The sequence below is a fragment of the Streptosporangium sp. NPDC023963 genome, from assembly GCF_040639135.1.
Lineage (GTDB): Bacteria > Actinomycetota > Actinomycetes > Streptosporangiales > Streptosporangiaceae > Streptosporangium.
Genome location: NZ_JBEZZK010000006.1, coordinates 414632 through 436922, shown reverse-complemented (window position 1 = coordinate 436922; position 22291 = coordinate 414632). Strand labels below are relative to the sequence as shown.

21 protein-coding genes are annotated in these 22291 nt (G+C 70.4%); 12 read left to right on the top strand and 9 right to left on the bottom strand.

Annotation, left to right across the window (positions count from 1 at the left end):
- The first annotated feature begins 282 nt into the window (after positions 1 to 282).
- Positions 283 to 2880, top strand: coding sequence for an MXAN_6230/SCO0854 family RING domain-containing protein (locus AB0F88_RS21710; protein ID WP_362686629.1), 2598 nt, complete (start codon positions 283 to 285; stop codon positions 2878 to 2880).
- Positions 2881 to 3109: 229 nt separating this feature from the next.
- Here AB0F88_RS21710 and AB0F88_RS21705 read toward each other — a convergent pair whose 3' ends face one another.
- A complete protein-coding gene (locus AB0F88_RS21705; protein WP_362686626.1) occupies positions 3110 to 3280 on the bottom strand; it encodes a hypothetical protein in 171 nt (56 codons plus the stop codon).
- Between the two features lie 204 nt (positions 3281 to 3484).
- Here AB0F88_RS21705 and AB0F88_RS21700 point away from each other — a divergent pair, with 204 nt between their 5' ends.
- From AB0F88_RS21700 to AB0F88_RS21690, 3 genes are all read left to right on the top strand, one after another.
- Positions 3485 to 3748, top strand: a complete 264-nt coding sequence (locus AB0F88_RS21700) for a hypothetical protein (RefSeq protein ID WP_362686623.1) — start codon at positions 3485 to 3487, stop codon at positions 3746 to 3748.
- A gap of 122 nt (positions 3749 to 3870) precedes the next feature.
- Positions 3871 to 4392 carry a SigE family RNA polymerase sigma factor gene (locus tag AB0F88_RS21695; RefSeq protein ID WP_362686620.1) on the top strand — a complete coding sequence of 174 codons (522 nt, stop codon included), beginning with the start codon at positions 3871 to 3873 and terminating at the stop codon, positions 4390 to 4392.
- 23 nt (positions 4393 to 4415) lie between these two features.
- Positions 4416 to 5300, top strand: coding sequence for a hypothetical protein (locus tag AB0F88_RS21690; RefSeq protein WP_362686617.1), 885 nt, complete (start codon positions 4416 to 4418; stop codon positions 5298 to 5300).
- Here AB0F88_RS21690 and AB0F88_RS21685 read toward each other — a convergent pair.
- Both AB0F88_RS21685 and AB0F88_RS21680 read right to left on the bottom strand, forming a co-directional pair.
- Positions 5287 to 5496, bottom strand: coding sequence for a hypothetical protein (locus AB0F88_RS21685; RefSeq protein ID WP_362686614.1), 210 nt, complete (start codon positions 5494 to 5496; stop codon positions 5287 to 5289). The genes AB0F88_RS21690 and AB0F88_RS21685 overlap by 14 nt on opposite strands.
- Before the next feature lie 27 nt (positions 5497 to 5523).
- On the bottom strand, positions 5524 to 6939 hold the full coding sequence (locus AB0F88_RS21680; protein WP_362686611.1) for an FGGY-family carbohydrate kinase: 1416 nt from the start codon (positions 6937 to 6939) through the stop codon (positions 5524 to 5526).
- A 320-nt stretch (positions 6940 to 7259) separates the two neighbouring features.
- Here AB0F88_RS21680 and AB0F88_RS21675 point away from each other — a divergent pair, with 320 nt between their 5' ends.
- The 5 genes from AB0F88_RS21675 to AB0F88_RS21655 all read left to right on the top strand — a co-directional run bounded on the left by AB0F88_RS21675 (position 7260) and on the right by AB0F88_RS21655 (position 10651).
- The gene (locus tag AB0F88_RS21675) at positions 7260 to 7490 is read left to right on the top strand and encodes a hypothetical protein (RefSeq protein ID WP_362686608.1); all 231 of its coding nucleotides are present in this window, start codon (positions 7260 to 7262) and stop codon (positions 7488 to 7490) included.
- Complete coding sequence (locus AB0F88_RS21670; RefSeq protein WP_362686605.1) at positions 7490 to 7693, top strand: hypothetical protein; 204 nt, start codon at positions 7490 to 7492, stop codon at positions 7691 to 7693. The genes AB0F88_RS21675 and AB0F88_RS21670 overlap by 1 nt, the downstream gene beginning before the upstream one ends.
- A gap of 309 nt (positions 7694 to 8002) precedes the next feature.
- Positions 8003 to 8887 carry a DUF2268 domain-containing putative Zn-dependent protease gene (locus AB0F88_RS21665; RefSeq protein ID WP_362686602.1) on the top strand — a complete coding sequence of 295 codons (885 nt, stop codon included), beginning with the start codon at positions 8003 to 8005 and terminating at the stop codon, positions 8885 to 8887.
- 10 nt (positions 8888 to 8897) lie between these two features.
- Positions 8898 to 9656: a MerR family transcriptional regulator gene (locus tag AB0F88_RS21660; protein ID WP_362686599.1), complete on the top strand. Its 759-nt coding sequence runs from the start codon at positions 8898 to 8900 to the stop codon at positions 9654 to 9656.
- 140 nt (positions 9657 to 9796) lie between these two features.
- Positions 9797 to 10651: a tyrosine-type recombinase/integrase gene (locus AB0F88_RS21655; protein WP_362686596.1), complete on the top strand. Its 855-nt coding sequence runs from the start codon at positions 9797 to 9799 to the stop codon at positions 10649 to 10651.
- Positions 10652 to 10739: 88 nt separating this feature from the next.
- On the opposite strand, the gene AB0F88_RS21650 is transcribed toward AB0F88_RS21655, so the two are convergent.
- Positions 10740 to 10916, bottom strand: a complete 177-nt coding sequence (locus tag AB0F88_RS21650; RefSeq protein ID WP_362686593.1) for a hypothetical protein — start codon at positions 10914 to 10916, stop codon at positions 10740 to 10742.
- 392 nt (positions 10917 to 11308) lie between these two features.
- Here AB0F88_RS21650 and AB0F88_RS21645 point away from each other — a divergent pair, with 392 nt between their 5' ends.
- Positions 11309 to 13408, top strand: coding sequence for a beta-galactosidase (locus tag AB0F88_RS21645; protein ID WP_362686590.1), 2100 nt, complete (start codon positions 11309 to 11311; stop codon positions 13406 to 13408).
- 376 nt (positions 13409 to 13784) lie between these two features.
- Here the strand turns inward: AB0F88_RS21645 and AB0F88_RS21640 are convergent, their stop codons facing one another.
- Complete coding sequence (locus tag AB0F88_RS21640; protein ID WP_362686587.1) at positions 13785 to 14060, bottom strand: hypothetical protein; 276 nt, start codon at positions 14058 to 14060, stop codon at positions 13785 to 13787.
- 41 nt (positions 14061 to 14101) lie between these two features.
- Between AB0F88_RS21640 and AB0F88_RS21635 the strand changes: the two genes are divergently transcribed.
- On the top strand, positions 14102 to 14206 hold the full coding sequence (locus AB0F88_RS21635) for a hypothetical protein (RefSeq protein ID WP_362686751.1): 105 nt from the start codon (positions 14102 to 14104) through the stop codon (positions 14204 to 14206).
- Positions 14207 to 14546: 340 nt separating this feature from the next.
- Positions 14547 to 15056, top strand: coding sequence for a DUF6461 domain-containing protein (locus AB0F88_RS21630; protein WP_362686584.1), 510 nt, complete (start codon positions 14547 to 14549; stop codon positions 15054 to 15056).
- A gap of 189 nt (positions 15057 to 15245) precedes the next feature.
- On the opposite strand, the gene AB0F88_RS21625 is transcribed toward AB0F88_RS21630, so the two are convergent.
- The 4 genes from AB0F88_RS21625 to AB0F88_RS21610 all read right to left on the bottom strand — a co-directional run bounded on the left by AB0F88_RS21625 (position 15246) and on the right by AB0F88_RS21610 (position 22236).
- Positions 15246 to 17246, bottom strand: coding sequence for a Xaa-Pro dipeptidyl-peptidase (locus AB0F88_RS21625; protein WP_362686581.1), 2001 nt, complete (start codon positions 17244 to 17246; stop codon positions 15246 to 15248).
- A 102-nt stretch (positions 17247 to 17348) separates the two neighbouring features.
- Complete coding sequence (locus tag AB0F88_RS21620; RefSeq protein ID WP_362686578.1) at positions 17349 to 18368, bottom strand: glycoside hydrolase family 6 protein; 1020 nt, start codon at positions 18366 to 18368, stop codon at positions 17349 to 17351.
- On the bottom strand, positions 18365 to 20497 hold the full coding sequence (locus tag AB0F88_RS21615; protein ID WP_362686575.1) for a galactose oxidase-like domain-containing protein: 2133 nt from the start codon (positions 20495 to 20497) through the stop codon (positions 18365 to 18367). The genes AB0F88_RS21620 and AB0F88_RS21615 overlap by 4 nt, the downstream gene beginning before the upstream one ends.
- Positions 20494 to 22236 (bottom strand): cellulose synthase catalytic subunit, encoded by a 1743-nt coding sequence (locus AB0F88_RS21610; RefSeq protein ID WP_362686572.1) that lies wholly within the window; start codon positions 22234 to 22236, stop codon positions 20494 to 20496. The genes AB0F88_RS21615 and AB0F88_RS21610 overlap by 4 nt, the downstream gene beginning before the upstream one ends.
- Between the last annotated feature and the right edge of the window lie 55 nt (positions 22237 to 22291).

The window sequence follows — 22291 nt, the reverse complement described above, 5'->3', positions numbered from 1 at the left end:
GGCTGTGACGGCGGCGGTGACGGCGGGAAACGAGCACGCCCCGCCGTGGCACGTACGTTCCCGCGGTGGGGGCGGGGCACAGTGGAGGCGAGGACCGCGCCCGCACCGGGAAACCGGGACGACAAAGAGTCCGGGGGGACAGTACGGTTACCCCCGAGGGGCGGCTCCTGGACGTGCTTCCTTCTTCTCATGCAAAGGGCTTTAGCGCGTCCGCTCTCCGCCCCTCCTCGCATTCCTCGGGCAGGGAAGTCCGGCAGGAAACTCCGACAGGGAGGGGACACGATGGACAGGACCGCCGAGATCCTGCTGCGGCGGCGCCGGCTCGTGCTCCCCGCCCTCCTCCCTCCCGGGGAGGCCGCGATCCCTCCGAGGCGCTACTTCCGCAAGCCGCGCGGCTCGCGGTGGATCGCCGGGCCCGACCTCGCGCTCGGCGTGCAGGTGCTGGAGACCGAGCTCCTGCAGCACGGCTTCCTGATGTCGGCCGCGCTCAGGGCCGAGTTCGGGCGGATGACGGCCACCGGCCTCGGCCTGGCGGGCCGCGGGCTCCTGCACGCGCTGCGGAAGGAGGCGGGCGACCACGTGGAGCACGTGCCGCTCTTCCGCCACTTCCCCGAGAGCGTCCCCGCCGACACCGCCGAGCTCTACGTCCGCAGGGTGTTCACCGTCCTGCTGCAGGAGCCCGAGCAGCCGTGCGCGCTGTGCGGGCGAAAGGACACCGTGCACGCGGTCTCCCCCTGCGCCCACCTGGTCTGCCACGCCTGCTGGGACGGCTCCGACTACGCGGGCTGCCCGATCTGCCACCGCAGGATCGACCCGGACGACCCCTTCCTGCGCCCGGCCGACGTCCCCGCGGCCCGGACCGCGACCGCCGCGACCGCCGCGCCCGACGCGGCCGTCACCCGCCGCCCCCTCGGCCTGCTCTCGTTCCGCGACGACGTCGCCGCGGCCGCCCGGGAGGTCGCCGTCTCGCTGCTGGAGCGCCGCACCCCCCTGTCGGCGGCCGACCGCGAGGACGTCACCGTGCTCGTCGGCGACCACCTGCCGGAGGCGGCGGGCTGGCTGCCGGAGAGCATCCCGGTCCGCGAGACCAGGGCGGCCGTCCTGGCGACGCTGCTGCCCCGCCTCTCCCCCGCCGCCGCGCGCGACCTGCTCGACCTGCACGCGGACACCGCGACCGACGTGCTGCGCCTGCTGTACGCGCTCATGGGCGGCGACCCGGGCCTGCGCACCAGGCCGCCGCGCCGCGTCTCCCTGCCCCGCCCCGTACGCCGCGTGCTGCTGGCCCGCCTCGACTCGCTGCCCCTGCGGTACCTCGTGGAGGACCTGCGCCGCCACCCCGAGGCGTGGAAGCACATGGCGGAGACGCTGCACCCGCACGAGTTCCACCGGCGCCACCCCACGGCGGCGCTGGCCTTCGCGGCGCTGCGTGGCACCCCGCTCACCGGCGCGTTCGGACGGGCGATGCTGGAGCATGCGGCCGGGCATCCCGACGTGCTGCGCGTGGACGGCGGGCGGTTGCGCGCGGAGACCTTCGCGAGCCGGGTGGAGGCGGCGCTGCGCGCGGGCGAGCCCGCGCTGCCGCTGCTCGCCGCGAGGCCCGGCGAGCTGGTACGGCGACTCTTCAAGCTCCTGTCCAGCGGGGAGAAGGGCGTCGCCGAGGCGACCGCCGCCGCCGCGCCCCGGGTCGCGCCCGGGGTGCTGATCGCCGCCCTCGGCAGGCTCCGCACGCCGGTCGGCGGGGCGCGCGCCTTCCTTCCGCGCGGCGACACCGCGCGCGCCTGGGTGCGGCCGGACGATCGCCCCCAGCTGCCCGAGGACGAGGTCGTGCCGGTCGTCGCGGCACTGACCGGCGAGATGCTGCGCCGCGCGGGCGCGCTGCCCCCGCTGGGGCGGGTGCTGCTGGACGAGGGGCTGGCCGACCTGGTCGCGCCCACCTCCGAGCGGTCCGCCTCCGGTTCCCTGGTCAGGATCCCGCGCGGCAGCGTGCAGCCGCTCCCCGGCGGGGATCGGATCCGCCTGTTCCTGCACTGGGCCGAGCCGCCGGGCGAGCGGATCGACCTCGACCTGTCGGTGATCCTCTACGACACGCACTGGCAGTACGTCGGCCACTGCGACTACACCAACCTGCGCCTGGGCGGGGCCGCCGCCGTGCACTCCGGCGACCTGACCTCCGCCCCCGAGCCGCTCGGAGCCTCGGAGTTCGTCGACCTCGACCTCGCCGCGCTGCGGGCCCTCGGCGGGCGCTACGCGACACCGATCGTCTTCAGCTACAACGACGTGCCGTTCGACGATCTCGTGCGCGGTTTCGCCGGGTTCATGAACCGGCCGGAGGGCCTGTTCGACCCCCGGGCGGTCGAGCAGCGTTTCGACCTGACCGGCTCCGACAAGATCCGGTCTCCGCTGGTGGCCGACCTGTGGTCACGCACGATGCGCTGGATCGATCTCGGCCAGGCCAGTGAGGGGTACGGGCACGACGCGCTGGGCTACGGCTCGCATCTGGCCAGGATGTACGCCGCGATCGAGGACTCCTACCTGCGGGCCGGGCACGTCACCCTGTGGGAGGTGGCGTGCTGGCACGCCGCTGCCCGCGCCGGCGAGGTGCTGGTCCGCCGCCTGGACGGCTCGGTCTCCCGTTACGCGCGCCGGGCCGGCGAGGACGTCGCCGGTCTCGTCACCAGGCTGATGAAACACGATCACGACGGTCCCCGGCAGGAGCCGGTGGGCGATGTGGACCTCGCCGTGCTCGTCCACGCGGACCTGGACCTGCCCGAGGGGTCCCGGCTCTACGCGCTCTACCCGTGGAGCGCGGACGCGAGCCGGGTGGAGCTGCTGGACGCCGCCGACCTGGTCGGCGCCCTGGCCCCGGACACCTCCGGCTGATCACCGGTCCCGAGCCCCGGACGCCGCCGGCTCATCACCGGTCCGGCCGTCCACCGTTTCCGGCGCCCGGGCTCCGGCGCCCCCGGCTTCGGCGCCCCGGCTTCGGACGACCGGCGGCGGCCGGACGCCCGGACCGGCGACCGGCCCTGCCGTGCCCGGTCGCACCGGGCGCGGCCCTCGCCTGCGGGCGGTTGTCTCGCCGGACGCCGCTCCCGCCCCTCGGCGGCGGTCAGTCGCGCGTGGTCGAGGAGCGGAAGAGCCTGCTCACGAACATGACCACCACACCTACCAGTCCGATGATCAGAGCCCACTTGAGGAGCGTGAAGAGGAAGCCCAGAACCGAGCCCAGCAGGAGGAAGCCGATCACCACGGCCGCCACGATCAGAAGAATTCGTCCCATGCGTTCCACGCTAGACCCCCGCCGGGCCCGGCGGCAGGCCGGAGCTCCGATGCCAGGGACAAGCCAGGGTTTTCCCTCATGACCACCCCGCCCTCCGAGGGCCGGAGGCGGGGTTTTCCATGATGGGGTGCCGGTAAGAACGCTGTCATGAGCCCCAAACGGTGTTGATCTTGTTGTGACCTGCGTAGGTGACGCTGACCGGGCATGACACGCCCCCCGCTTCATATCGACGAACTCGTCGAGCACTGGACGATCCTGGATGAGGAACACGAGCTCATAGCCGGAAAGCGCGGCGCAACGCGGCTCGCGTTCGGGATCTTGCTGAAGTTCTGCACGCGGCACGGGCCCGCTACCCGCGCGACCACCGCGGCCGCGCCGACCACCAAGCCGCTCGTGCTCACCTGCGCATGCAGCGCGACGCGGCCGCCACCCGAGCTACCCCCTCCCCGCCCGGTGGCCGTCGCGTGACCATGACGGGTGTCCGCGCCGACCGCGAGCGGAAATTTCTTGATACTTCATGTTCTTCCGGTCAACCGGGGGTGTGGCCCAGGGAGTGTCAGGGGTGGCTTTCACCGACGAGAGGAGACCGGGTGGATGAGGATTTCGTGGACTTCGTGCGGCACCGGGGTGAGCACCATCTGAGAACGGCGGTCCTGCTCACCGGGGACTGGCACACAGCCGAGGACCTGGTGCAATCCTGCCTTGGCAAGCTGTATCGGGTGTGGCATCGGCTGGATACCAGCAGCGAACCGGACGCCTACCTGCGCCGCATCCTGGTCAACACCCATCGATCCTGGTGGCGTGCCCGGTGGCGCCGTGAGGTCCCGCGCGCCGATCTGCCCGACCTGCCCGGTCTCGGGGACGTGGGAGAAACTCGGGCGGTGGCCGAGGACGTCCGCAATGCGCTGGCGAGGCTGCCGGTCAGGCAGCGGACAGCTCTGGTGCTGCGCTTTTTTGTGGACCTGTCGGAGACGGAGGTCGCCGAACTGATGGGCTGCTCGGCGGGAACGGTCAAAACCCACACGCATCGCGGCCTGCGGGCGATGCGCCAGATGATCTCGCCAGACATCGTGGTCAACCGAACCGAGGCGCAGGGGAGTGAGATCCGGTGAGACACCACCACGAGGAGCCGTTCATGAACGAGAAGGAAATCCGGGCACTGCTCGTCAGGGCCACCGAGGATCGCCCGGCGGGCATCGACCTCATGCCGGCCATACCGGCGGTATCGGCACCGGCGACGCAGAGGCGGGGACCGGTCCGGGTCCTGGTCTCGATCGCCTCGGTGGGCGTCGCGGCCGCGGTGGGGGTGATCGCGCTGCTCCTGCCGGCGGGTCAGCCCTCGGCGCAGGCCCAGGTGGCCGCCGCGGCCGAAAACACCAGCCGGGAGAGCTACCGGATCCACGGCACCAGCGGTGCCAAGACCTTCGACGGCGCCTTCGACCCTGCCCAGCGCGTGGGCGTTATCACCAGGGCCGGGGACGGGGCCGAAACCCGGTTCGTCGGCGACCTGATGTACGGCCGGCAGCAGCGCGAGGGGAAATGGACGGTCTCCCCGCGCATCGAGGAGGAGTTGAAGAGCGCTCCGCAGGCCGTCGCCCTGGTCAAACTCGCTCCACTGGACCCTCAGGCGGCCTTGCAACGACTCCGTTCGGCCACCGACGTCCGTGAGAACGGCTCCGCCTCCGGTCAGGGCTGGACCGGCCAAAGGTTCACGTTCTCGCTGAAGGATGACGGCGAACCCGGATTGAAGGAGGCCGTGGACACGTCGGTGGAGATCACGGGAGCCGTGAACGTGGACGACCAGGGACGCGTCCGGCGTCTGGAAGTCGCCTTCAGCGACACCGGCCAGCGAAACGTCCTGGACTTCGAGGACTTCGGAACCCCGGTGACGGTCACGGCCCCGCCCGCCGACCAGGTGGAGCAGCTACCGGCCGGCAAGCAGGACCACAAGGTGGACCGGGTACCGGCGGGCACGCCGGACCGCGATCCGGCCGATGAGCCGATCGTCAAGAACCCCTGACCGCCCCGTCCGGCACCGGCTGGCCACGTATCGGCCTTCGGTGCCGGCAGAGGCTGGGGGTCCGGCGGGAACGGAACGGTGAGTCCGGGTTGGGGCTGTTGAGATAGGGCAGGTGCTCGGCGTCCAGGGCGCCGATCTGCTCGGCGTAGACGGCGGCGGTGGCGTCGGTGATCGTGCAGGCGCTGAACCCGAGCATTCGGTGAAGAAAACGTCTCCGCCGCCGTCAGCCGGCGCGGTCGAGGATGTTCGCGCAGGCCACGGCGTACCGTTCGCGGATCGCCGGCACGGCGTCCGCCTCGTGAGTCTCAACCTGCCCGATCGTCCACGACGGCGGTCGCTGCCCGCCCGACAACACCCAGGCCGCCTGACGGGCGGCGCCGTCGGCGACGTACTCCCCCAGCGGCGGGACGAGCACGGGGCGGCCGAAGACCGTGGGAGCGATCCGGCGCACCGCCTCCGAGCGGGCGCCGCCTCCGACCAGGATGACCCGGTTGACCGTCATGCCCTGCGCGATCATCGCGTCCAGCCCGTCGGCGAGGGCGCACAGCATGCCCTCCACCGCCGCGCGGGCCAGGTGGGCGGGGGTCGAGGTCCGCAGGGTCAGGCCGTGCACGGCTCCGGTGGCGTGCGGGCGGTTCGGTGTGCGCTCGCCCTCCAGGTAGGGCACCAGGACCAGCCCGTCGGCGCCCGAAGGTGCGGACAGCGCCAGCGCCGACAGCCCCGCGTGGTCCACTCCCAGCATGGTCGCGGCCGCGTCCAGCACCCGGGCGGCGTTGAGCGTGCACACCAGCGGCAGGAACCGGCCGGTCATATCGGCGTACCCGGCCACGATCCCGCTCGGGTCGGCGGCCGGCACCTCGGAAACGGTGGACACTATGCCGGAGGTGCCGATCGACACGATCACGTCGCCAGGCTCGGCACCGACACCCAGCGCCGCCGCGGCGCAGTCGCCGGCGCCGGGGCCCAGCGGCGCGCCGGTGCGCAGGTGCCCGGCCTGACCGGTCGGCCCGAGCACCTGCGGCAGCAGCACATCGTCGCGGCCGAACGCCAGCCGGAGCAGGTCCAGGCGGTACTCATCGGTCGCGGCCGACCAGTATCCGGTCCCGCTGGCCTCGCTGCGGTCGGTGCGCAGCGCATCGAGGCCCGGCGCGCCGGACAGTCGCCAGGTCAGCCAGTCGTGCGGCAGACACACCGCGGCTGTACGGGCGGCGTTGCCCGGCTCCGCCGAGGCCAGCCAGCGCAGCTTGGTGACGGTGAAGCTGGCCACCGGTACCAGGCCGACCGCCTCCGCCCATGCTCGCTGTCCCACCTCGCCACCGCCGAGATCCGAGATCAGGTCGGCGGCGGCGCCCGCCGAGCGGGTGTCGTTCCACAGCACGGCGTCCCGGACCACCGCGCCGCCCTCGTCCAGGCACACCATGCCCTGCTGCTGTCCGGCGATCGAGGCAGCCGCCACGTCGTCCAGTCCGCCGGCCTGTGCGACCGCGTCGGACAGTGCGGCCTCCCACGCGGCCGGCGGCACGGCGGTGCCGACGGGGTGCGGTGCGCGACCTTCGCGCACCAGCTTCCCGGTCTCTGCGTCGCGGATGACGACCTTGCACGACTGGGTCGACGAGTCGACCCCGGCGACGAGGGGCACCGGTCCTCCAGGGGGTTGTCGGGTGCGCGGCAGATGGCGCGGTTGGTCAGCGGGGGGCGCGGACCAGATGGTCGACGGTGAGCCGGTTGTATCCGAAGCCCCGGCGCCGGCCGTGTCCTGGGGCGAAACTCCAGAACGCTTGGTTTATTTGTCGGGTCGCTGAATTATTTCGGCTGCGGCAGGTGTGTTGTCAAGATCATGACGTAGTCCGTGACGGGTTACTGAAGCTGATCATCAGCGACGCGCTCTGAGCGCCGTCCCTCATGCCGTGCTCCCCCGGCCCTTGCTCCCGACGACGAACTCGCAAGACCAAGAACGGCTTGGAGGCCGCCCGCAAGCGCGGCCGCGTCGGCGGCCGCCGCCCCGTGGTCGACGACGACAAGCGCGCCGCGATCCTCGCCCGCCATCAGCGCGGCGAATCCATCCGCACCATCGCCGCCGGGGTGAAGGTCTCCATCGGCGTCGTGCACAAGACCCTCACCGCCGCCCGCTCCGGGAGTGAACCGGCGATCGCCACGGACATCCCCGACTCCGCTGGAGGACACCCCTGATGGCCACTCGATCCGTGCTCGTGCCCGACCAGCACGAGGACCTGCTCGCCATGATGGCGTCCGCCGAGGAGCTGCTGATCACCTTCGGCCTGTGGGAGGACGACGGCGACCCGGGCGACCTGCCAGAGGCGCTGGTCGGCCGGGCCGCCCTGGAGGCCCTCCACTCGGGTCCGTGCCACCAGCCGCAAGGTAGCTCCGCGTGACGGGTTGGGATGGCGATAGCCGATCATCGCGGTCGCGGTGCTGTGTCTGTCGGGTCGCGCCGACAGGCCTCTGAGGAGGTTCTCCGGAGTGGTCGGCGACGGCTGGGTGCGGCGGTGGATGCTGTTTACCGCGGACCGCAAGACCGAGGAGCTGCGCACGCTGGAACTGCGGCTGACCAAGTTGGGAGTCCATCGCAGCGGCGAACCGCCGGTCGCGACGGGCCTGGGTGACGGCATGCCCGGCTGTATCTCGACGAAGAGCTCCGCCGGTTTGACCTTGACGCTGCGTCAACTTCTAGCATCGGGGCCATGTCGATCACTGTTCTTGACACCTACGCCGCCATGCGGCAGATCCTGCTGTCCCCGGTCGCGGACCGCGTTGACCTGCTGCGTTCGATGCTGGAAGCCAACAAGGGCATGTATCGCTACCACCCAGGCGAGCTCGACCTGGTAGCCGTACACCTCCAATCGTCCGGGTTCCCCATCGACCGCGACGAGGAGCGTTGCCTGGAGGCGCTCGAAACCCTGGCAGCGGCCGGGGCCTGGGAGCGGATGCAACGCGCGCTCGACAACGCTCTCGCCGTACTGCTGGAGGCGACAACGGGGCTGGAGGCCCCGGACATCACCGTGCTGTTCGTTCTCGGCGATCCGGGTGACGAACACTTCATGGGTCCCTGCAAAGGATTGACCGGGTTCGGCGGCATCTCGGGCAACATCGCCATCACGTTCTGGCCCTTCCCCGAGAACGTGGAACGGCTGGAGGCCACCGCCGTGCACGAACTGCACCACAACCTGCGGTGGAGCCCGGGCGGGGTGGCTTGGGACCCGATGACCGTTACGGTCGGCGAGCACATTGTCGGCGAGGGGCTGGCCGACGCCTTCGCCCGCCAGCTCTACGGCGATGAGCTCGGCCCCGCCCGCATCGGTGTGCCGCACCTGCACGACGACGAGGTCTTCGCCAAGGTGCTCACCGGGCTCGACGTGACAGGCATGCAGAACTTCACCGCCTGGGTGCACGGCGACCCCGGCGCGGAGCACCTCGGCGTCGCCCCGGTGGGATTGCCGATGGGCGCGGGGTACGCCGCGGGCAACCGGCTGGTCGACACCTACCTGGCGGCGACCGGGCAGACGGCGGCCCAAGCCCTGCACGCCGACGCCTCGGAGATCATCGCGACCACTCTCCGCCGCGGGTAACACTGGAGGGATGGAGTGGACGATCCAGGAACTCGCGGCGAGGGCCGGCATCACCAGCCGGACCCTGCGTCACTATGACCGCGTCGGGCTCCTGGTCCCGTCGCGGGTCGGCGCGAACGGGTACCGCTACTACAACCCCACCGCGGTCGCCCGGCTCCAGCGGATCCTGCTCATGCGCCGGCTCGGCATGGGCTTGCCGGCCATCGCCGAGGTCTTGGCCGAGGAGGTGGACACGCTCGACGGGCTCCGCGCCCACATCGCCGCGTTGGAAGAGGAACGGGACCGCATCGAACGGCAGGTCCGGTCCGTGCGTCACACGCTCGAGGCCCTTCAGTCCGGGGTTGAACCGCGGATGGATGTCATGTTGGCGGGGTTCAATGACCTCTACAAGGACGAGGTGATCTCACGTTGGGGCGAGCACGCGTTCCAAGTGAGCAACGACTGGTGGCATGGCAAGAGCCTTGACCAGCAGCGGGCCTGGAAGCAGGACACCGAAGACCTCGTCGCCGCATGGGTTGCTGCAGTGAAGGCCGGGGATTCGCCGACATCGGAACACGCTCAGTCGCTGGCTGCCCGACATGTCCAGTGGCTGAGTCAGATCCCGGGCACTCCCACCGCTGAGGGCGACCGGGAGCGCTCGATCGAGATGGTGAACGGCATTGGGGACATGTTCGTCGACGACCCTCGCTTCGCCGCCATGTACGACGACGAGGCGGGGGCGAGGTTCGTCCGCGACGCGCTGCACACGTACGCGCATACCCGGATGTAGCTCGTGTGGTTCGCAGAAATGGTCATTTCTGCGAGAGGCACCAGCGCGCCGGACGCCAACGCTCCCGCCCAGGTGGCTCTTCGCAGAACATCTCTCAAAAGGCCAGACTTCTGCGAAGCACTTCTGCGAGTCTCCGAGACATGGAGATGACATCGGAGTCGGCGGGCACGGTCGAGCGGCACGCCTGCCCCCGATGCGCGGTCCCGGCCGGAAGTGTGTGCCGGACCCAGGGCGGCAAGGTCGCGTCGAAGTATCACACCGCCCGGTTCGTTCTGGTCCCGGCGTTGCGTGAGGTGCTGGAGGTCGCCGTCCCAGCCGACCGGCTGCCCGGCAGGCCATGGATGAAGGGCCCGCCGCTCCAGGCCGCCGTCGCCGAAGTCAGCGACACGGCGATCAGGATCGGCTACGCCCGCTGTTCCACCGCCCAGCAGGAGCTGGCCAGCCAGATCGAGGCCGCCGTCACCGCCTGGCGCAAGCACATGATGGGCGCCCGCCGCTCCCCCGCCACCATCAACCAGGCACTGGCCGCGGTGACGCTGCTGTACGCCCAGGTAGGTCTCCGGATCGACGTCACCGGCGACGTCGTGCTGACCGCCCGCACCGGCCATGTGCGCCTGCACGGCAAGGGTGATGAGGTGCGCACCGTCCCGCTGCCGCCGATCGCTCGCGAGCACCTGGCCGCCTGGCTCGACGCACGCGTTGGGGATGAGACCGCCGGCGAGGGCACCGGCGTGCCGCTGTGGTGCGGCCAGCGTGGGCGGCTTACCGACTCGGGGATCACCCAGATCATCGTGGCCATCGGCCAGGACGCCGGACTTCCCGGGCTGCGGCCGCACCGGCTGCGCTACACCTACGCCACCCGCCTGCGCCAGGGCGGCGCCGATGCCGCCCAGGTTCAGGCGCTCTTGGGCCACACCTCCCTGGAGACCACCGCCCGATACTTTCGCGCCGGACCTGCCGAGCAGGCCGCCGTCGTCGACCGCGTCTTCACATAGCCGGCCCCAACCTTGGCCCGCTCCCAGCTCTGTTGGCAGCCTGCCGTTGCAGGGCGGCGACTGTCGGCGTCAGCACGGGTGCCGGCGGTCACGTCGAGGGCCCGATGAAGGTGTTGGCGACGGTGAGCACGGCGCCGAAGGCGGCCCCAGCGGCGAACAACGCCTTCGGCCAGGAGTTGCCGTCCGCGACCATGAGCGTCGCGGCGAGGACCGCGGCGACGAACGCGAAGCCGAGGATGACAGCGACCCGAACAGTGATGAGCATGTGAGTTCCCAAGCGTCGGGCGAGGCCTGGTGACCCCGCGACGGCCTACATCATGAGCGATTCCAGAGTTAACGTCCCCGTGCAGGTCACATGGGGTACGGCGGTGTCTGCGCTTTGAGGATCGCAACCCCCATGGGTGTCACGATGGCGATCCGGTCGGGATGTCACCCCGCCGGTCTCCGTCGTCGGCGAGAGCGTCGGCAGCAAGCCCGCAGCGGGGCGTTTAGATTGATCCTTATGAACGAGCGCGGCGGGTACGGGACGCGAGACGTCCCGGGCCTGCACGAGGCGCTGGCCACGATCGCCGCCGCGGCGCTAGAGGTAGCGTGCCCGTCAGCCGCCAGTGAGAGGTGCCGCCGGGCATCTTCTTCAACAAACAACGGAGTCCTTGCGTGAGTCTTGTGCCGCCCTATCGGCCGACCGGTGTTCTCTTCGGCGCCGCGTACTACGCCGAGTACCACCTCAGCGACCGGGTCAAGCAGGACCTGGACCTGATGAAGCAGGCCGGGTTCACAGTGATCCGGGTGGGCGAGTCGGTCTGGTCGAGCTGGGAGCCGGAAGAAGGGCGCTTCGAGCTGGAGTGGCTGCTACCGGTGCTGGACAGTGCCTATGAACGCGGCATCAAGGTCATCCTGGGCACGCCCACCTACGCCGTGCCGCCGTGGCTTCAGCAGGCCTACCCCGAGATCGCCGCCGAGCGAGCGACAGGGAATCCGATTCCTTGGGGGGCCCGTCAAGAGGTCGACTACTCGCATCCGGCGTTCCTGTTCCACGCGGAGCGAGTGATCCGCAAGGTGGTGGGCCGCTACGCCGACCACCCGAGCGTCATCGGCTACCAGGTCGACAATGAGCCGGGCCTGGAGCTGTTTCACAACCGCGGGGCGTTCATCCGCTTCGTGCGCCGGCTGAAGGTGCAGTACGGCGATGTGGACACGCTCAACCGGGAGTGGGGCCTGACGTACTGGTCTCACCGGATCGCCGACTGGTCCGAGCTGTGGCGCCCCGACGGCAACAGCCTGCCGCAGTACGACCTGGCCTGGCGGCGGTACCAGTCGGAACTGACCACCGAGTTCATCTCATGGCAGTCCGACATTGTGCGTGAGTACGCGCACGAGGACCAGTTCGTGACCACCTGCATCAACTACCCGCGCAAGGCGCACGACGACCTGAAGCTCTCCGCAGCGCTCAGCGTGACCGCCGGCAACCCCTACTACTCCATGCAGGACCACCTGGATGTGACCAAGGAACTGGCCCCGCAGACGGAATGGACCACCACGGGCGTCGCCGGCTTGTTCCGGCAGGCCGACCGCCTGTTCTCCTCGCGGCAGGAACGCTTCCTGGTCACCGAGACGAACGCGCAGAGCATCGACGGCAGCGCCAACAACCTGCCCCCGTGGCCTGGTCAGCTGCAGCAGGCGGCCTTCGCCCTCATCAGCCGCGGCGCCGCCATGATCGAATACTGGCATTGGCACACCATTCCCTACGGGACGGAGACCTACTGGGGTGGTGTGCTCCCGCACTCCTTGCAGCCGGGTCGTGTGTACCAGGAAGTGTCCGCCATCGGTGCCGCGCTCGAGAAGATCGGCGACGCTCTGGACGGTTTCGAGCCCGACGGTGACGTGGCATTGCTGTGGTCGAACGACACGCGGTGGGCATTCCAGTTCTTCCCGCCGCTGAGCGTGGCCGGCCGCCCCGACCCGGCATCCTACGAGCGCATCTTCGACGCCTTCCACCGCGGCGTCATCGATGCGGGCGCGCAGGCGCGCATCCTGCACGCCCAGCAGGCCGTCGAACTCGGCGCAGCCGAGCTGGCGAAGCGTTACCCGGTGCTGATCGCACCCGCCTTCTATGTGGCGGCCGACCGCGAGCTTGAACTGCTGCGCGACTATGCGGCAGCCGGCGGGCACCTCATCATCGGCATCCGCACCGGCTACGGCGACCACGAGGCCCGCGCGCGCGTCGATGTCGCCCCCGCGGTCCTGCGAGAGCCCGCCGGAGTGCACTACGAGGAATTCTCCAACATCGATGAGCCGATCCCGGTCACCGGCCGCGGTGATTTTTCTTCCCCCGCGACCGCGGCGGCCACCTGCTGGATCGACGGCCTCATCCCGGAGGAGGCCGAACCGATCGCCGAATACATCCACCCGCGCTTCGGTGCCTTCCCTGCCGCAGTGACACGAGCCCACGGGTCTGGTCGCATCACCACGGTCGGAACCGTCCCGGACCCGACCCTGTCTGCGGCAGTGATCGCCTGGGCGCTACCGGCGGCGGTCGCCGACGAGCTCGCCCCATCGCGCGCACTGCCCGTCACGATCTCGTCGGGAACCCTTCCGGACGGCAGACGTGCCTGGTTCCTCTTCAACTGGAGCTGGGACGAGACCTCCGTCACGATCCTCCGGCCCACCACCGACCCGGTGGCCGGCACCGCCCACGAGGCCGGGGCCGTCCTCTCCATCCCCGCATGGTCCACGCGGATCCTGCTCGACGGCTGAGTCCGCCCAGGTCAACGAAGCTCCGACACCATCGCCCGCGAGAAGAAGAACACAAATACTGAAAGCGACAAAGCGAGCAACGGCATTCGGGGTTCCGGTAGCAATGAAGAAATTTCCAACGAAGTACCGTCTGACCTGCGCTGATGAAGGCGTCGTAGAAGCCGGGGTTTCGGCTGTGGATAGCCGAGCCCGGCATCGGGCCGGATTGGCTCCGTAGCGCTCTCACCGTGCTGACCTGGGCAGACGCTGTTCCGGGAAGGGGGCAGTACTCAGGTTCTGTCCGGTCTGCGGCAGGTCCGTTGGATTTTTCGCCGCCGGTAGGCCAGGGTCTGGCTACCAGGCGGGTCGCCGACGTCGGGCATCGCTGGTGTTCCGGTCAGCCGCGATGGCGGATGTCGACGTCTCGGGCGTTGCTGATCTGAACGTTGTCGCCGCCGATATGGCTTTCCGAGACGATCTGGCTTCCGCTTTCGGTGACGATTGACGACGTGTTCAGCATCGCCATGATCTCGCTCGCCAACTCCGGATTGGCGGCTGGCGCCTTCTTGACCTGGCCACGCAGCGCCGCCTGAAAGTCCTCATCCTCGGGGACATCGACAACGTCGCCGACCGCGGTCTCCAGCCGAGACCGGGACTCCTCGGGCCCGGCCATACGCCACCCGGCTCCGCGAAGCAGGCGCCGACCACGCACAGATCCAAGCCCTCCTCGGCCACACCTCCATCGAAACCACCGCCCGCTACTTCCGCGCCTCATCCACCGAAGTCGCCGAACTGGTCGGCCGCGCTCTCCACTACTGATTCATCGAGACGATGCGAGCCGCTGCGGTGAACCGATGATCACGCTGCCGAATCGACACCACCCCCGGCGACCATCTGGTCTACCTCCACAGGAGCCATCCCCGCGGGCGGGGGAGCTCGACGAGTTCGTCGATATGAAGCGGGGGGCGTGTCATGCCCGGTCAGCATCACCTACGCAGGTCACAACAAGATCAACGCCGCTTGGGGCTCATGACAGCGTTCTTACCGGTACCCCATGATCTGCGGGGATCGTCCCTTCGCGAGATCACGATGGGGGCGGGGTGACGGATTCTGTCGGTCCCCGGTGCCAAGATCTTCCCGATCTGTCATCGGACCCCCCGTGAGCGACTACGACTGGATCGACGACGACGCGTTCTGCGTGACCTTCGTCCGCGACCTCACTCCGCGCGAGGCTCTCGACCGCCTCGGCGTCGAGGTGTTCGACGGCGACGACGACGAGGGAGACCACGAGGAGGGCCTGGTCTCCGCCCGCCCCGCCGAGGGCGGGACGATCCTCAGCGAGTGGAACGGCTTCGCGGGGACGCTGCCGGAGGTCCTGGTCAAGCTCTCCTCGGGGACGGTGACGGCGAGCGTCTTCCGCAACGTCAACATGGTCGCGAGCTTCGTCCACTACGCCGACGGGCGGGAGGTCCTCGACTTCGACTGGCTGTTCCCCGGCGACGACGCCTCCGGCGCCTACCTCGCCGAGCGGACCGAGCTCGGCCTGGTGGGCGAGGAGGCCGAGGGGGACCTGCCGGGCGCGCTGAAGCTGGCCGAGCGCATCACCGGCGTGCGGGCGGACGGTTCGAGCGAGACCGTGGCGGCCCACTGCGTGTTCGAGCACTACTGATCCGGCGTGGCGGCCCACTGCGTGTTCGAGCACCGCTGATCCGGCGGGGCCTCGCGCACCACGACACGGACCCCCGGCCCGGGAGGGTGCCGGGGGCCGGGGGTCCGTGCCCTCCCGAAGGGCTCGCCGTCCTGAGCGGCTCGCGCCTTCGGGAGGGATCCGCTTCCCGGACGGGGCCGGGGGCGGGGGTCAGCGAAGGGCGAAGCGCCCGCCGACGACCGGGAGGGTGACCGAGCTGGATCCCGGGTCGACCGAGACGCCGGTGCCCGGGGGCAGGCGCAGGGTGAAGTCGCGGTCGGTGGAGACGAGCACGACGCCGATCCGGTGGCCGGCCTTGACGACGTAGTCGTTCGGCTGGAGGTCGAAGCGGAAGTCGTAGAAGCGGCCCTCGCGCAGGAGCTCGGTCTTGGAGGCGGAGTCGCGGTTGCGGACGTCGAGCCAGCCCCTTGTGATGATCTTGTAGGGGGCGGTCACCGTGGTGTGCTCGGCCAGCCGGGCGCAGCCGGTGTCGCCGGGCACGCCCTGGCCGTAGCAGACCTGGTTGTCGCCGTAGACGACGTCGCCGTACGCGCGGGCGTCGGTGCCGTAGTCGACGAGCAGCGCCGTCAGGTACGGCGAGCGCCCGCCCTTGAACGCGGCGCGCACCTCGACCTCGGGGGTGCCGGACAGGCGCGCGTCGCGGGCCAGCGGAGCCGACAGGTAGGCGAGGCGGTTGGGGTCGACGGCCTCGGCGTTCTCGGCGAGCTGCTCGGCGGTACGGGCGCTCTGGTCGACGAAGGACTCGACGGTGTGGCGCCCGCGGGGGCGGTCGGTGCCCAGGGTGCCGTTGCGGCCGTCCTTGCCGGCGGCCAGGTGGAGCCGCGCGTCACGGGTGCCGGGCAGCGGCCACGAGGCGTGCTGGGCCCACTGTCCCGGGCCCGACTCCACGTCGGCCTGCGGCTCGTCCATGATGCCGTTGCGCAGGCCGTACAGGTGGAAGTCGAACCAGCGGTGGAGCTGGCGCAGCCACTCGGCGTTGCGCCCGGCGAAGGAGAACGGGTTGAAGTGCGCGCCCTGGTGGAGCCAGATCTTGCGGGGCACGTTCCGCTTCGCGAGGGCGTCCCACCACTGGACGGCCTGCTTGGTCTTGACGTTCCAGTCGTTGAGGCCGTGCACCAGGAAGACGGCGGCGCGGACCTTGCGCACGTCGTTGAGGTAGTTGCGCCGGTCCCAGAAGTCGGAGTAGTCGCCGGTGACCCGGTCCTGGTCCTTCTCGATCCGGTCCATCAGCGCGCCGCAGGTCTGCTCGGCGTTCTCGCGGGTCAGGACGTAGCGGGCGAGCACGTCGGCGTCCTCACCCTGGTAGCCGCCGGGCGCCAGCACGCCGCCGTTGGCGCGGTAGTAGTCGTACCAGGAGGAGATGGCCGCGATCGGCACGATCGCCTTGAGTCCCTCGACCCCGGTCGCGGCGACGGCGTTGGGCAGCGTGCCGTTGTAGGAGACGCCGATCATGCCGACGTTCCCGGTGGACCAGTCGGCCCTGATCTCGTTCCCCGCCGCGTCGAATCCCCGGGCCCGGCCGTTGAGCCAGTCGATCGCGGCCTTGGGGCCCGCGGTCTCGTTGTCCAGGCCGGTCGTGGGACAGCCGGTCGCCCGTCCCGAGCCGAGGTTCTCCACCAGCGCGATCGCGTAGCCGCGCGGCACGAAGTAGTTGTCGTAGTAGCCGCGGAAGGGCGGCGCCGCCGCGCGGTTCACGTCGGAACCGTCGACGCCGAACATCTCGTCGCGCAGGTCGTTGAACTTGTTGCGCCGGTACTCCATGCCCGCGGGGTCGGAGCCGTCGAGGTCGACGACGTGGTTGGGCACGTCGTTGCCGCCCGCGTAGTAGGGGCTGGCCTCCATGACGACCGGGACCTTCAGTCCCGACGCGGTCTCCTTGGGGCGCATGATGTCGACGGCGACCCGGTCGGGGCGGCCGTCGGCGTCGCTGTCGACCCCGGCGACCTCGACGAACACGGTCTCGGTGAGCGCGTCGGCGCGCGAGTAGATCGGCTGGGTCTCGCCGTTCTCGATCGGGGGGGCCGCGGATCGCGCGGCGGCGGCGGGCAACGCGCCGGTGGGCAGCACACCGGCGGGAAGCGCGGCGGCCGGCAGGACGCCGCTTGGCAGGGTGACCGCCAGTGCGACGATGACCGTCTTCCATCTGTTCATCGAGGAAAGCTCCCAGAGGGTCGCTGAAAAAACTGACAACTCCGGTCAATCTCCTGCGAAGCAATCTTGACCTGCAAGATCGAAGATATAACGAATAAGCGGCTATCTCGCGTTACGCGCGAGTTCCAGCGCGTATTCGGGGAACCAGTCGCCGGCGCGGGGCTCTCCCCGGTGGCATTCGCCGTCCGACTCGCCGGGCCGCTTGATCCACAAAAAGGCGTCGACCCGCTCGTGGCCGGTCTCGGTGGTCGGCTCCACGCCGAGCGCGCGGCCCTTGGGGTTGCACCACGCGTCGTCGCCCTGCGCGTCGCGGACGGGGCCGTTGCCGTTGCGGGAGGTGTCGATGACGTAGTGGGCCCCGTCGACCCCGTCCGAGAGCCGTTCGGCGACGGCGACGCTCTCCTCGACGGTGAAGAAGTTGCTGACGTTGAAGGCGAAGCCGTCGGCCTGGGGCACCCCGGCCCTGCGCATGGGCTCGGCCCACTCGCCCGGGTCCTTGATCCAGCCGGCGTTCCCCGCGTCGACGTAGACCTTGGCGGCGGGCTGCTTCTTCAGCGTCTCCACCGCGCCGCGGAGCAGGTCGAGGCGCTCGCCGGCCTGGCCGCCCTGGGTGCAGTTGTCCAGGATGTGGGCGAGCGCGTCGGGCTCGACGACGACCAGGGCGGGCCGGTCGCCGATGCCCTCGGCGAACCGGCCGATCCAGGAGCGGTACTCCTGCGCGCCGGCGGCGCCGCCCGCGGAGAACTGCCCGCAGTCGCGGTTGGGGATGTGGTACGCCACCAGGACCGGGATCCGGCCCGCCCGCTGGGCCCTGGTGGTGATGTCGGCGACCCTGTCCCTCGGGTCCTGGTCGCCGATCCAGATCGCGTTGGGCCGGTCGGCGATCCTGCGGATCAGCCCGGCCTCCTCGGTCCTGCCCTCCCCCTCGAGCTTGCGGACCTCCTGGGCGGCGGCGCCGTCGGGGTCGACGTAGAAACCGCTCGCCTCCTTGGAGGCGGTGCTCCCCGGGGCGCTGCTCCCCGAGGCGACGCTCCCCGAGCCGGCGGGCGGCGCGGGGTCGCCGGTGCAGGCCGCCGTCGCGAGAGTGAGAGCCAGCGCGGCTGCGAGGCCGTACCTGTTCATCGAGTACCTCCGGCGTGGGGACCCCGGGCCTGGCCCTGGGGAGCGGAAATGGGAGGGCTGGGGGTGGGGGTGGAAGGGCGGCGTACGCCGCGGGAGGCCGAGGGAGACGTGTCCGCCTCACCCTGGACGTGGACCCAGCGGGCCGGGGACGGTGTTCCCCGTGCGGTGACCCCGAACAGCATGTACCACCCCGGGGGCACCAGGGCCGGGTTGGAGGGGATCTCGGCGATGATCCCGGTCTTCACCCGGGTGAAGTCCAGCCTGATCGAGCGCTGCTCCACGTCGGTGACGTGGGTGACGGCGCTCGGGCGCATCAGCCGCACCTGGTGGATGCGTGCGGCGTCGGGGGTCTGGAACCCGGCCCTGCGGCCCAGGGACACGCTCTCGCGCCCGCCGGTGAACACCGGCGCCTTCTCGCCGTTGTGCAGGTACGTCGGCGTGTAGATCTCGATGCGCTGGTCGAAGGTGCCCGGGAGCGAGCCCGCCTTGTCGCCGAAGAGCGGGTCGGAGCCCATGCCGAGCACCCGGCCGTCGGGCAGCAGGAGACCCTCGGCGTGGTAGTTGCGGCCGACGGCGGGCGCCGCGGCCTCGTGGAAGCTGTTGCTCTCCGGGCGGTAGACCTCCGCGCGCAGGACGTCGCTGGCGCCGCGCCCCCGGTAGTCGCTGGAGCCGTTGAAGGAGAACACGGTGTCGTCGGGCAGCAGCACGGCGTTCGGGTAGCGCACCGGGTCGGACAGGTCGGGACCCCTGACGTAGCGCGGGCTGGCCTCGGTGAGGTCGACGATGGCGGTCCTGGCGGTGGCGTTGGGCAGGCCCGGCTGGCGTTCCCCGACCGGTCCTCCGCCCATCACCATGACCCGCTGGTCCTGTGCGGGCGGCAGCAGCACGGAGGCGCCGGTCTCGTTCAGCTCCGGCTCGGGCAGCCCGGGTACGGGGGTGAACGCCTCCATCTCGTCGGGTGCCACGCCGCCGACGCCGCCCGGCGTCTTCACCGGCCGGTCGGTGTCGCGGCGGTAGTCCCAGATGCCGGGGGGACGCAGCGCGAGCTGGCCGGGGCCGTACCCGGCGCTCATGCCGGAGAAGAAGAGGGTGTCGTCCTCCAGCAGGAACAGCGCGGGGTAGGTGGGGAAGAACCGCTTGGGTCCCGGCCGCCAGGTCTTGGTCCGGGGGTTGTAGATCTCGTTGTCCCTGGTGATCTGCCCCACGACGTCGAGCCCCGAGACGGTCATCACCCTGCCGTCCGGCAGGTTCGTCATGGTCGGGTACCAGCGCCCCTCGGCCATCTCCTGGACCTTGATGTAGCGCTCGGTGACGGGATCGAACTCGTAGGCGTCCCTGATGCCCTGGAAGTCCTGCTTATCCAGCGTCATGCTGCCGCCCATGGCGTACAGGTCGCGCTTCTCCCGGCCCTTGAGTCCCTGGATCTCGTACTTGACGGAGCCGGCCGGCGCGGTGAGCAGGCCCGCCGCGCCCTCGGTGACGGCCTCGGCGAAGACCTTGGTCTGGCTGGGCCGGATCCGCACCTTCCCCGGCACGCCGGTCTCGACCTTCCGCGCGGGCGGCACGCTGACATGGGCGAGGGTGCGGTAGACCTGCCCGCCGGGAGCGGTCAGCAGCGTGCCGGGGTGGAACTCCCTGGGCTTGGCGTCAGGGTCCTCGTTCTTGATGGTGAGGGCGCCCGCGGCCCGCTTGACCTTGGCCTTCAGCACCTCGAAGCGGCCTGTGCCGCCCGCGATGAGGAGCTTGCCGTCTGGCAGCACCGAGTGTCCGGCGCAGAAGAAGTCGACGGGCGTGTCGACCATCTTGAACTCGTCCGGCCTGCCCGGCTTCGCCGGGTCCCACAGCACGGTCTTGAAGGTGCCCTTGTCGAAGTTGGCGGCGTTGTTGCCGGAACCGGCGACAATGAGCACCTTGCCGGTGTGCAGCAGCGCGGCGTGGATGGCGTTGACCTTGAACTTCTCCGGGACGTCGAGGAAGGTCCAGTGGCCGTGGGTGGCCTTGTAGTCGTCGCGGTTGATGCTGTAGTCGTGCCACTTCTCGGTGGCGAAGCCCGCGACGGCGGGCAGGTTGATCGCGAGGACGGCGGTCACCACCGCCACCCCGACCAGGTGCTTGCGCAGGCGGCTCACGATCCGTCACCGACCGCTCGCGGGGCCGCCTTGAGCGCCCGGAGGTTCCAGGCCCAGGTGGTGAGCGGTCCCAGGCAGATGACCAGGGCGAGGATCCCCCACAGGGTCATGACCAGGTGGATGTGGCCGGTCCAGAAGATGGTCAGCAGCAGGCCGCCGCCGAAGATCGCCGCCCACCACAGGTGGATGCGGAACGTGGCGACCTGGTCGGGGCTGGCCGAGTCGCCCTTGGGGGTGACCACGAACTTGCTGGGCCTGCGCAGCGCGGCGCCGATCAGCGAGGTGACGTAGATGGGCGCCGACAGCGCCGACATGACCATCCCGGCCACCCCCGAGGAGCCCTCCGGCTCGTGCGGGCTGACGTTGTGCCGCCGGTTCCAGGTGTAGAGCATGACCTGCAGCAGCGCCGCGTCGCCGTACAGCATGAGCCACACGTCCATCGGCACGGTCACGCCGGAGCCCCCGACGGCCATGAACAGGGTGGCGCTGAGCCCGGCCAGCAGCCAGTTGAGCGCGGACATCGGGTAGAAGGTCACCATCAGGGTGTAGTTGAAGAACCGTCCCGGCGAGAGCTTCGGCGCGGCCCTCCAGAACTGGGTGAGCAGCGTCTCGTAGGTGCCGCGGCTCCAGCGCAGCTGCTGGGTGAAGAAGTCGGTCCACGACGACGGCCCCTCCCCCACGGCCAGCACGTCGGGGGTGTAGACCGACATCCAGCGCTGCCCGGTCTCCGGGTCGCGGGAGCGGTGGAACTCGATGCCGGTGGCCATGTCCTCGGTGATCGAGTCGTACAGGCCGCCGATCTGCTTGAGCGCGCGGATGCGTACGGCGTTGTTGGTGCCGACGAACATCGGCGCGCCGTACAGGTTGCCCGCGCGCTGGATCAGCGAGTGGAACAGGAACTGCTGGCTCTCGGCGGCCTTGGTGACCCCGGCGTCGTAGTTGCCGTAGACCTGGGGGCCGACGACGAAGGCCACCCGAGGGTCGCGGAAGTAGCCGAGCATGCGCTCGCAGAACTCGGGGAGCGGCACGTGGTCGGTGTCGACCGAGACGAAGAAGTCGTAGTCGTCGCCGTGCGCGTCCAGCCAGCTGTTGTAGTTGCCGTGCTTGGTCTTGGCCCGGAAGCCGCCCTTGGGCTGGTTCCATTCGGGCACGCCCTTGCGGGTGAAGTGGTGGGCGCCCAGCCAGTCGCAGAGCTCGTGGATGTCGGGGTCGTCGCCCTCGTCCAGCAGCCAGACGTCGAGCACGCCGTCGTGGCGGATCTTCAGTGCGGCGGCCAGGGTCTCCCTGACCATCTCCAGCGGCTCCTTGCCGGGTACGCAGGTGGTGATGAAGGCCACCCGGGTGCCGGGCTCGGGCGCGACCGGGACCGGGTCCCTGGCCGCCAGCATGGCGTGCACGTTGGAGACCACGCTGACCAGCCGGAAGACCTCGATCAGGGCGATCGCGACGAGCATGATCCGGTCGGCCACCGGCAGGTACCACGGGATCGTGCCGTAGGGGTCGGGCCGGACGGTCCAGTGCTCGGGCAGCAGCAGCCAGACCATGAGGGTGAACTCCACGAGAAGCGCCGCGACCATCAGCAGCACCGCCCGCACCCGGTGTGGCTCGGTGGCCAGCAGGGAGCGGTAGCTCACGCGGTAGGGCACCCCGGGTTCCGGTTCTGTCACGGGCCCGGCGAGCCTGCTGAACCTCTCGTAGTCGTAGGGAGCGATTTTCGCGGCGTCGGCGGGGGCGCTCATCGTTGAAGCGACCTCGGAGCGCGCGAAAGCAAGCCCAGCACTGTTCCCCCAGGTA

What these genes read in the sequence shown, in the direction of transcription:
- AB0F88_RS21710 (WP_362686629.1), top strand. Translation starts at nt 283, where the DNA reads ATGGACAGGACCGCCGAGATCCTGCTGCGGCGGCGCCGGCTCGTGCTC.
- AB0F88_RS21705 (WP_362686626.1), bottom strand. Translation starts at nt 3,280, where the DNA reads ATGGGACGAATTCTTCTGATCGTGGCGGCCGTGGTGATCGGCTTCCTC.
- AB0F88_RS21700 (WP_362686623.1), top strand. Translation starts at nt 3,485, where the DNA reads ATGACACGCCCCCCGCTTCATATCGACGAACTCGTCGAGCACTGGACG.
- AB0F88_RS21690 (WP_362686617.1), top strand. Translation starts at nt 4,416, where the DNA reads ATGAACGAGAAGGAAATCCGGGCACTGCTCGTCAGGGCCACCGAGGAT.
- AB0F88_RS21685 (WP_362686614.1), bottom strand. Translation starts at nt 5,496, where the DNA reads ATGCTCGGGTTCAGCGCCTGCACGATCACCGACGCCACCGCCGCCGTC.
- AB0F88_RS21670 (WP_362686605.1), top strand. Translation starts at nt 7,490, where the DNA reads ATGGCCACTCGATCCGTGCTCGTGCCCGACCAGCACGAGGACCTGCTC.
- AB0F88_RS21665 (WP_362686602.1), top strand. Translation starts at nt 8,003, where the DNA reads ATGTCGATCACTGTTCTTGACACCTACGCCGCCATGCGGCAGATCCTG.
- AB0F88_RS21660 (WP_362686599.1), top strand. Translation starts at nt 8,898, where the DNA reads ATGGAGTGGACGATCCAGGAACTCGCGGCGAGGGCCGGCATCACCAGC.
- AB0F88_RS21655 (WP_362686596.1), top strand. Translation starts at nt 9,797, where the DNA reads ATGGAGATGACATCGGAGTCGGCGGGCACGGTCGAGCGGCACGCCTGC.
- AB0F88_RS21650 (WP_362686593.1), bottom strand. Translation starts at nt 10,916, where the DNA reads ATGCTCATCACTGTTCGGGTCGCTGTCATCCTCGGCTTCGCGTTCGTC.
- AB0F88_RS21640 (WP_362686587.1), bottom strand. Translation starts at nt 14,060, where the DNA reads ATGGCCGGGCCCGAGGAGTCCCGGTCTCGGCTGGAGACCGCGGTCGGC.
- AB0F88_RS21625 (WP_362686581.1), bottom strand. Translation starts at nt 17,246, where the DNA reads ATGAACAGATGGAAGACGGTCATCGTCGCACTGGCGGTCACCCTGCCA.
- AB0F88_RS21620 (WP_362686578.1), bottom strand. Translation starts at nt 18,368, where the DNA reads ATGAACAGGTACGGCCTCGCAGCCGCGCTGGCTCTCACTCTCGCGACG.
- AB0F88_RS21610 (WP_362686572.1), bottom strand. Translation starts at nt 22,236, where the DNA reads ATGAGCGCCCCCGCCGACGCCGCGAAAATCGCTCCCTACGACTACGAG.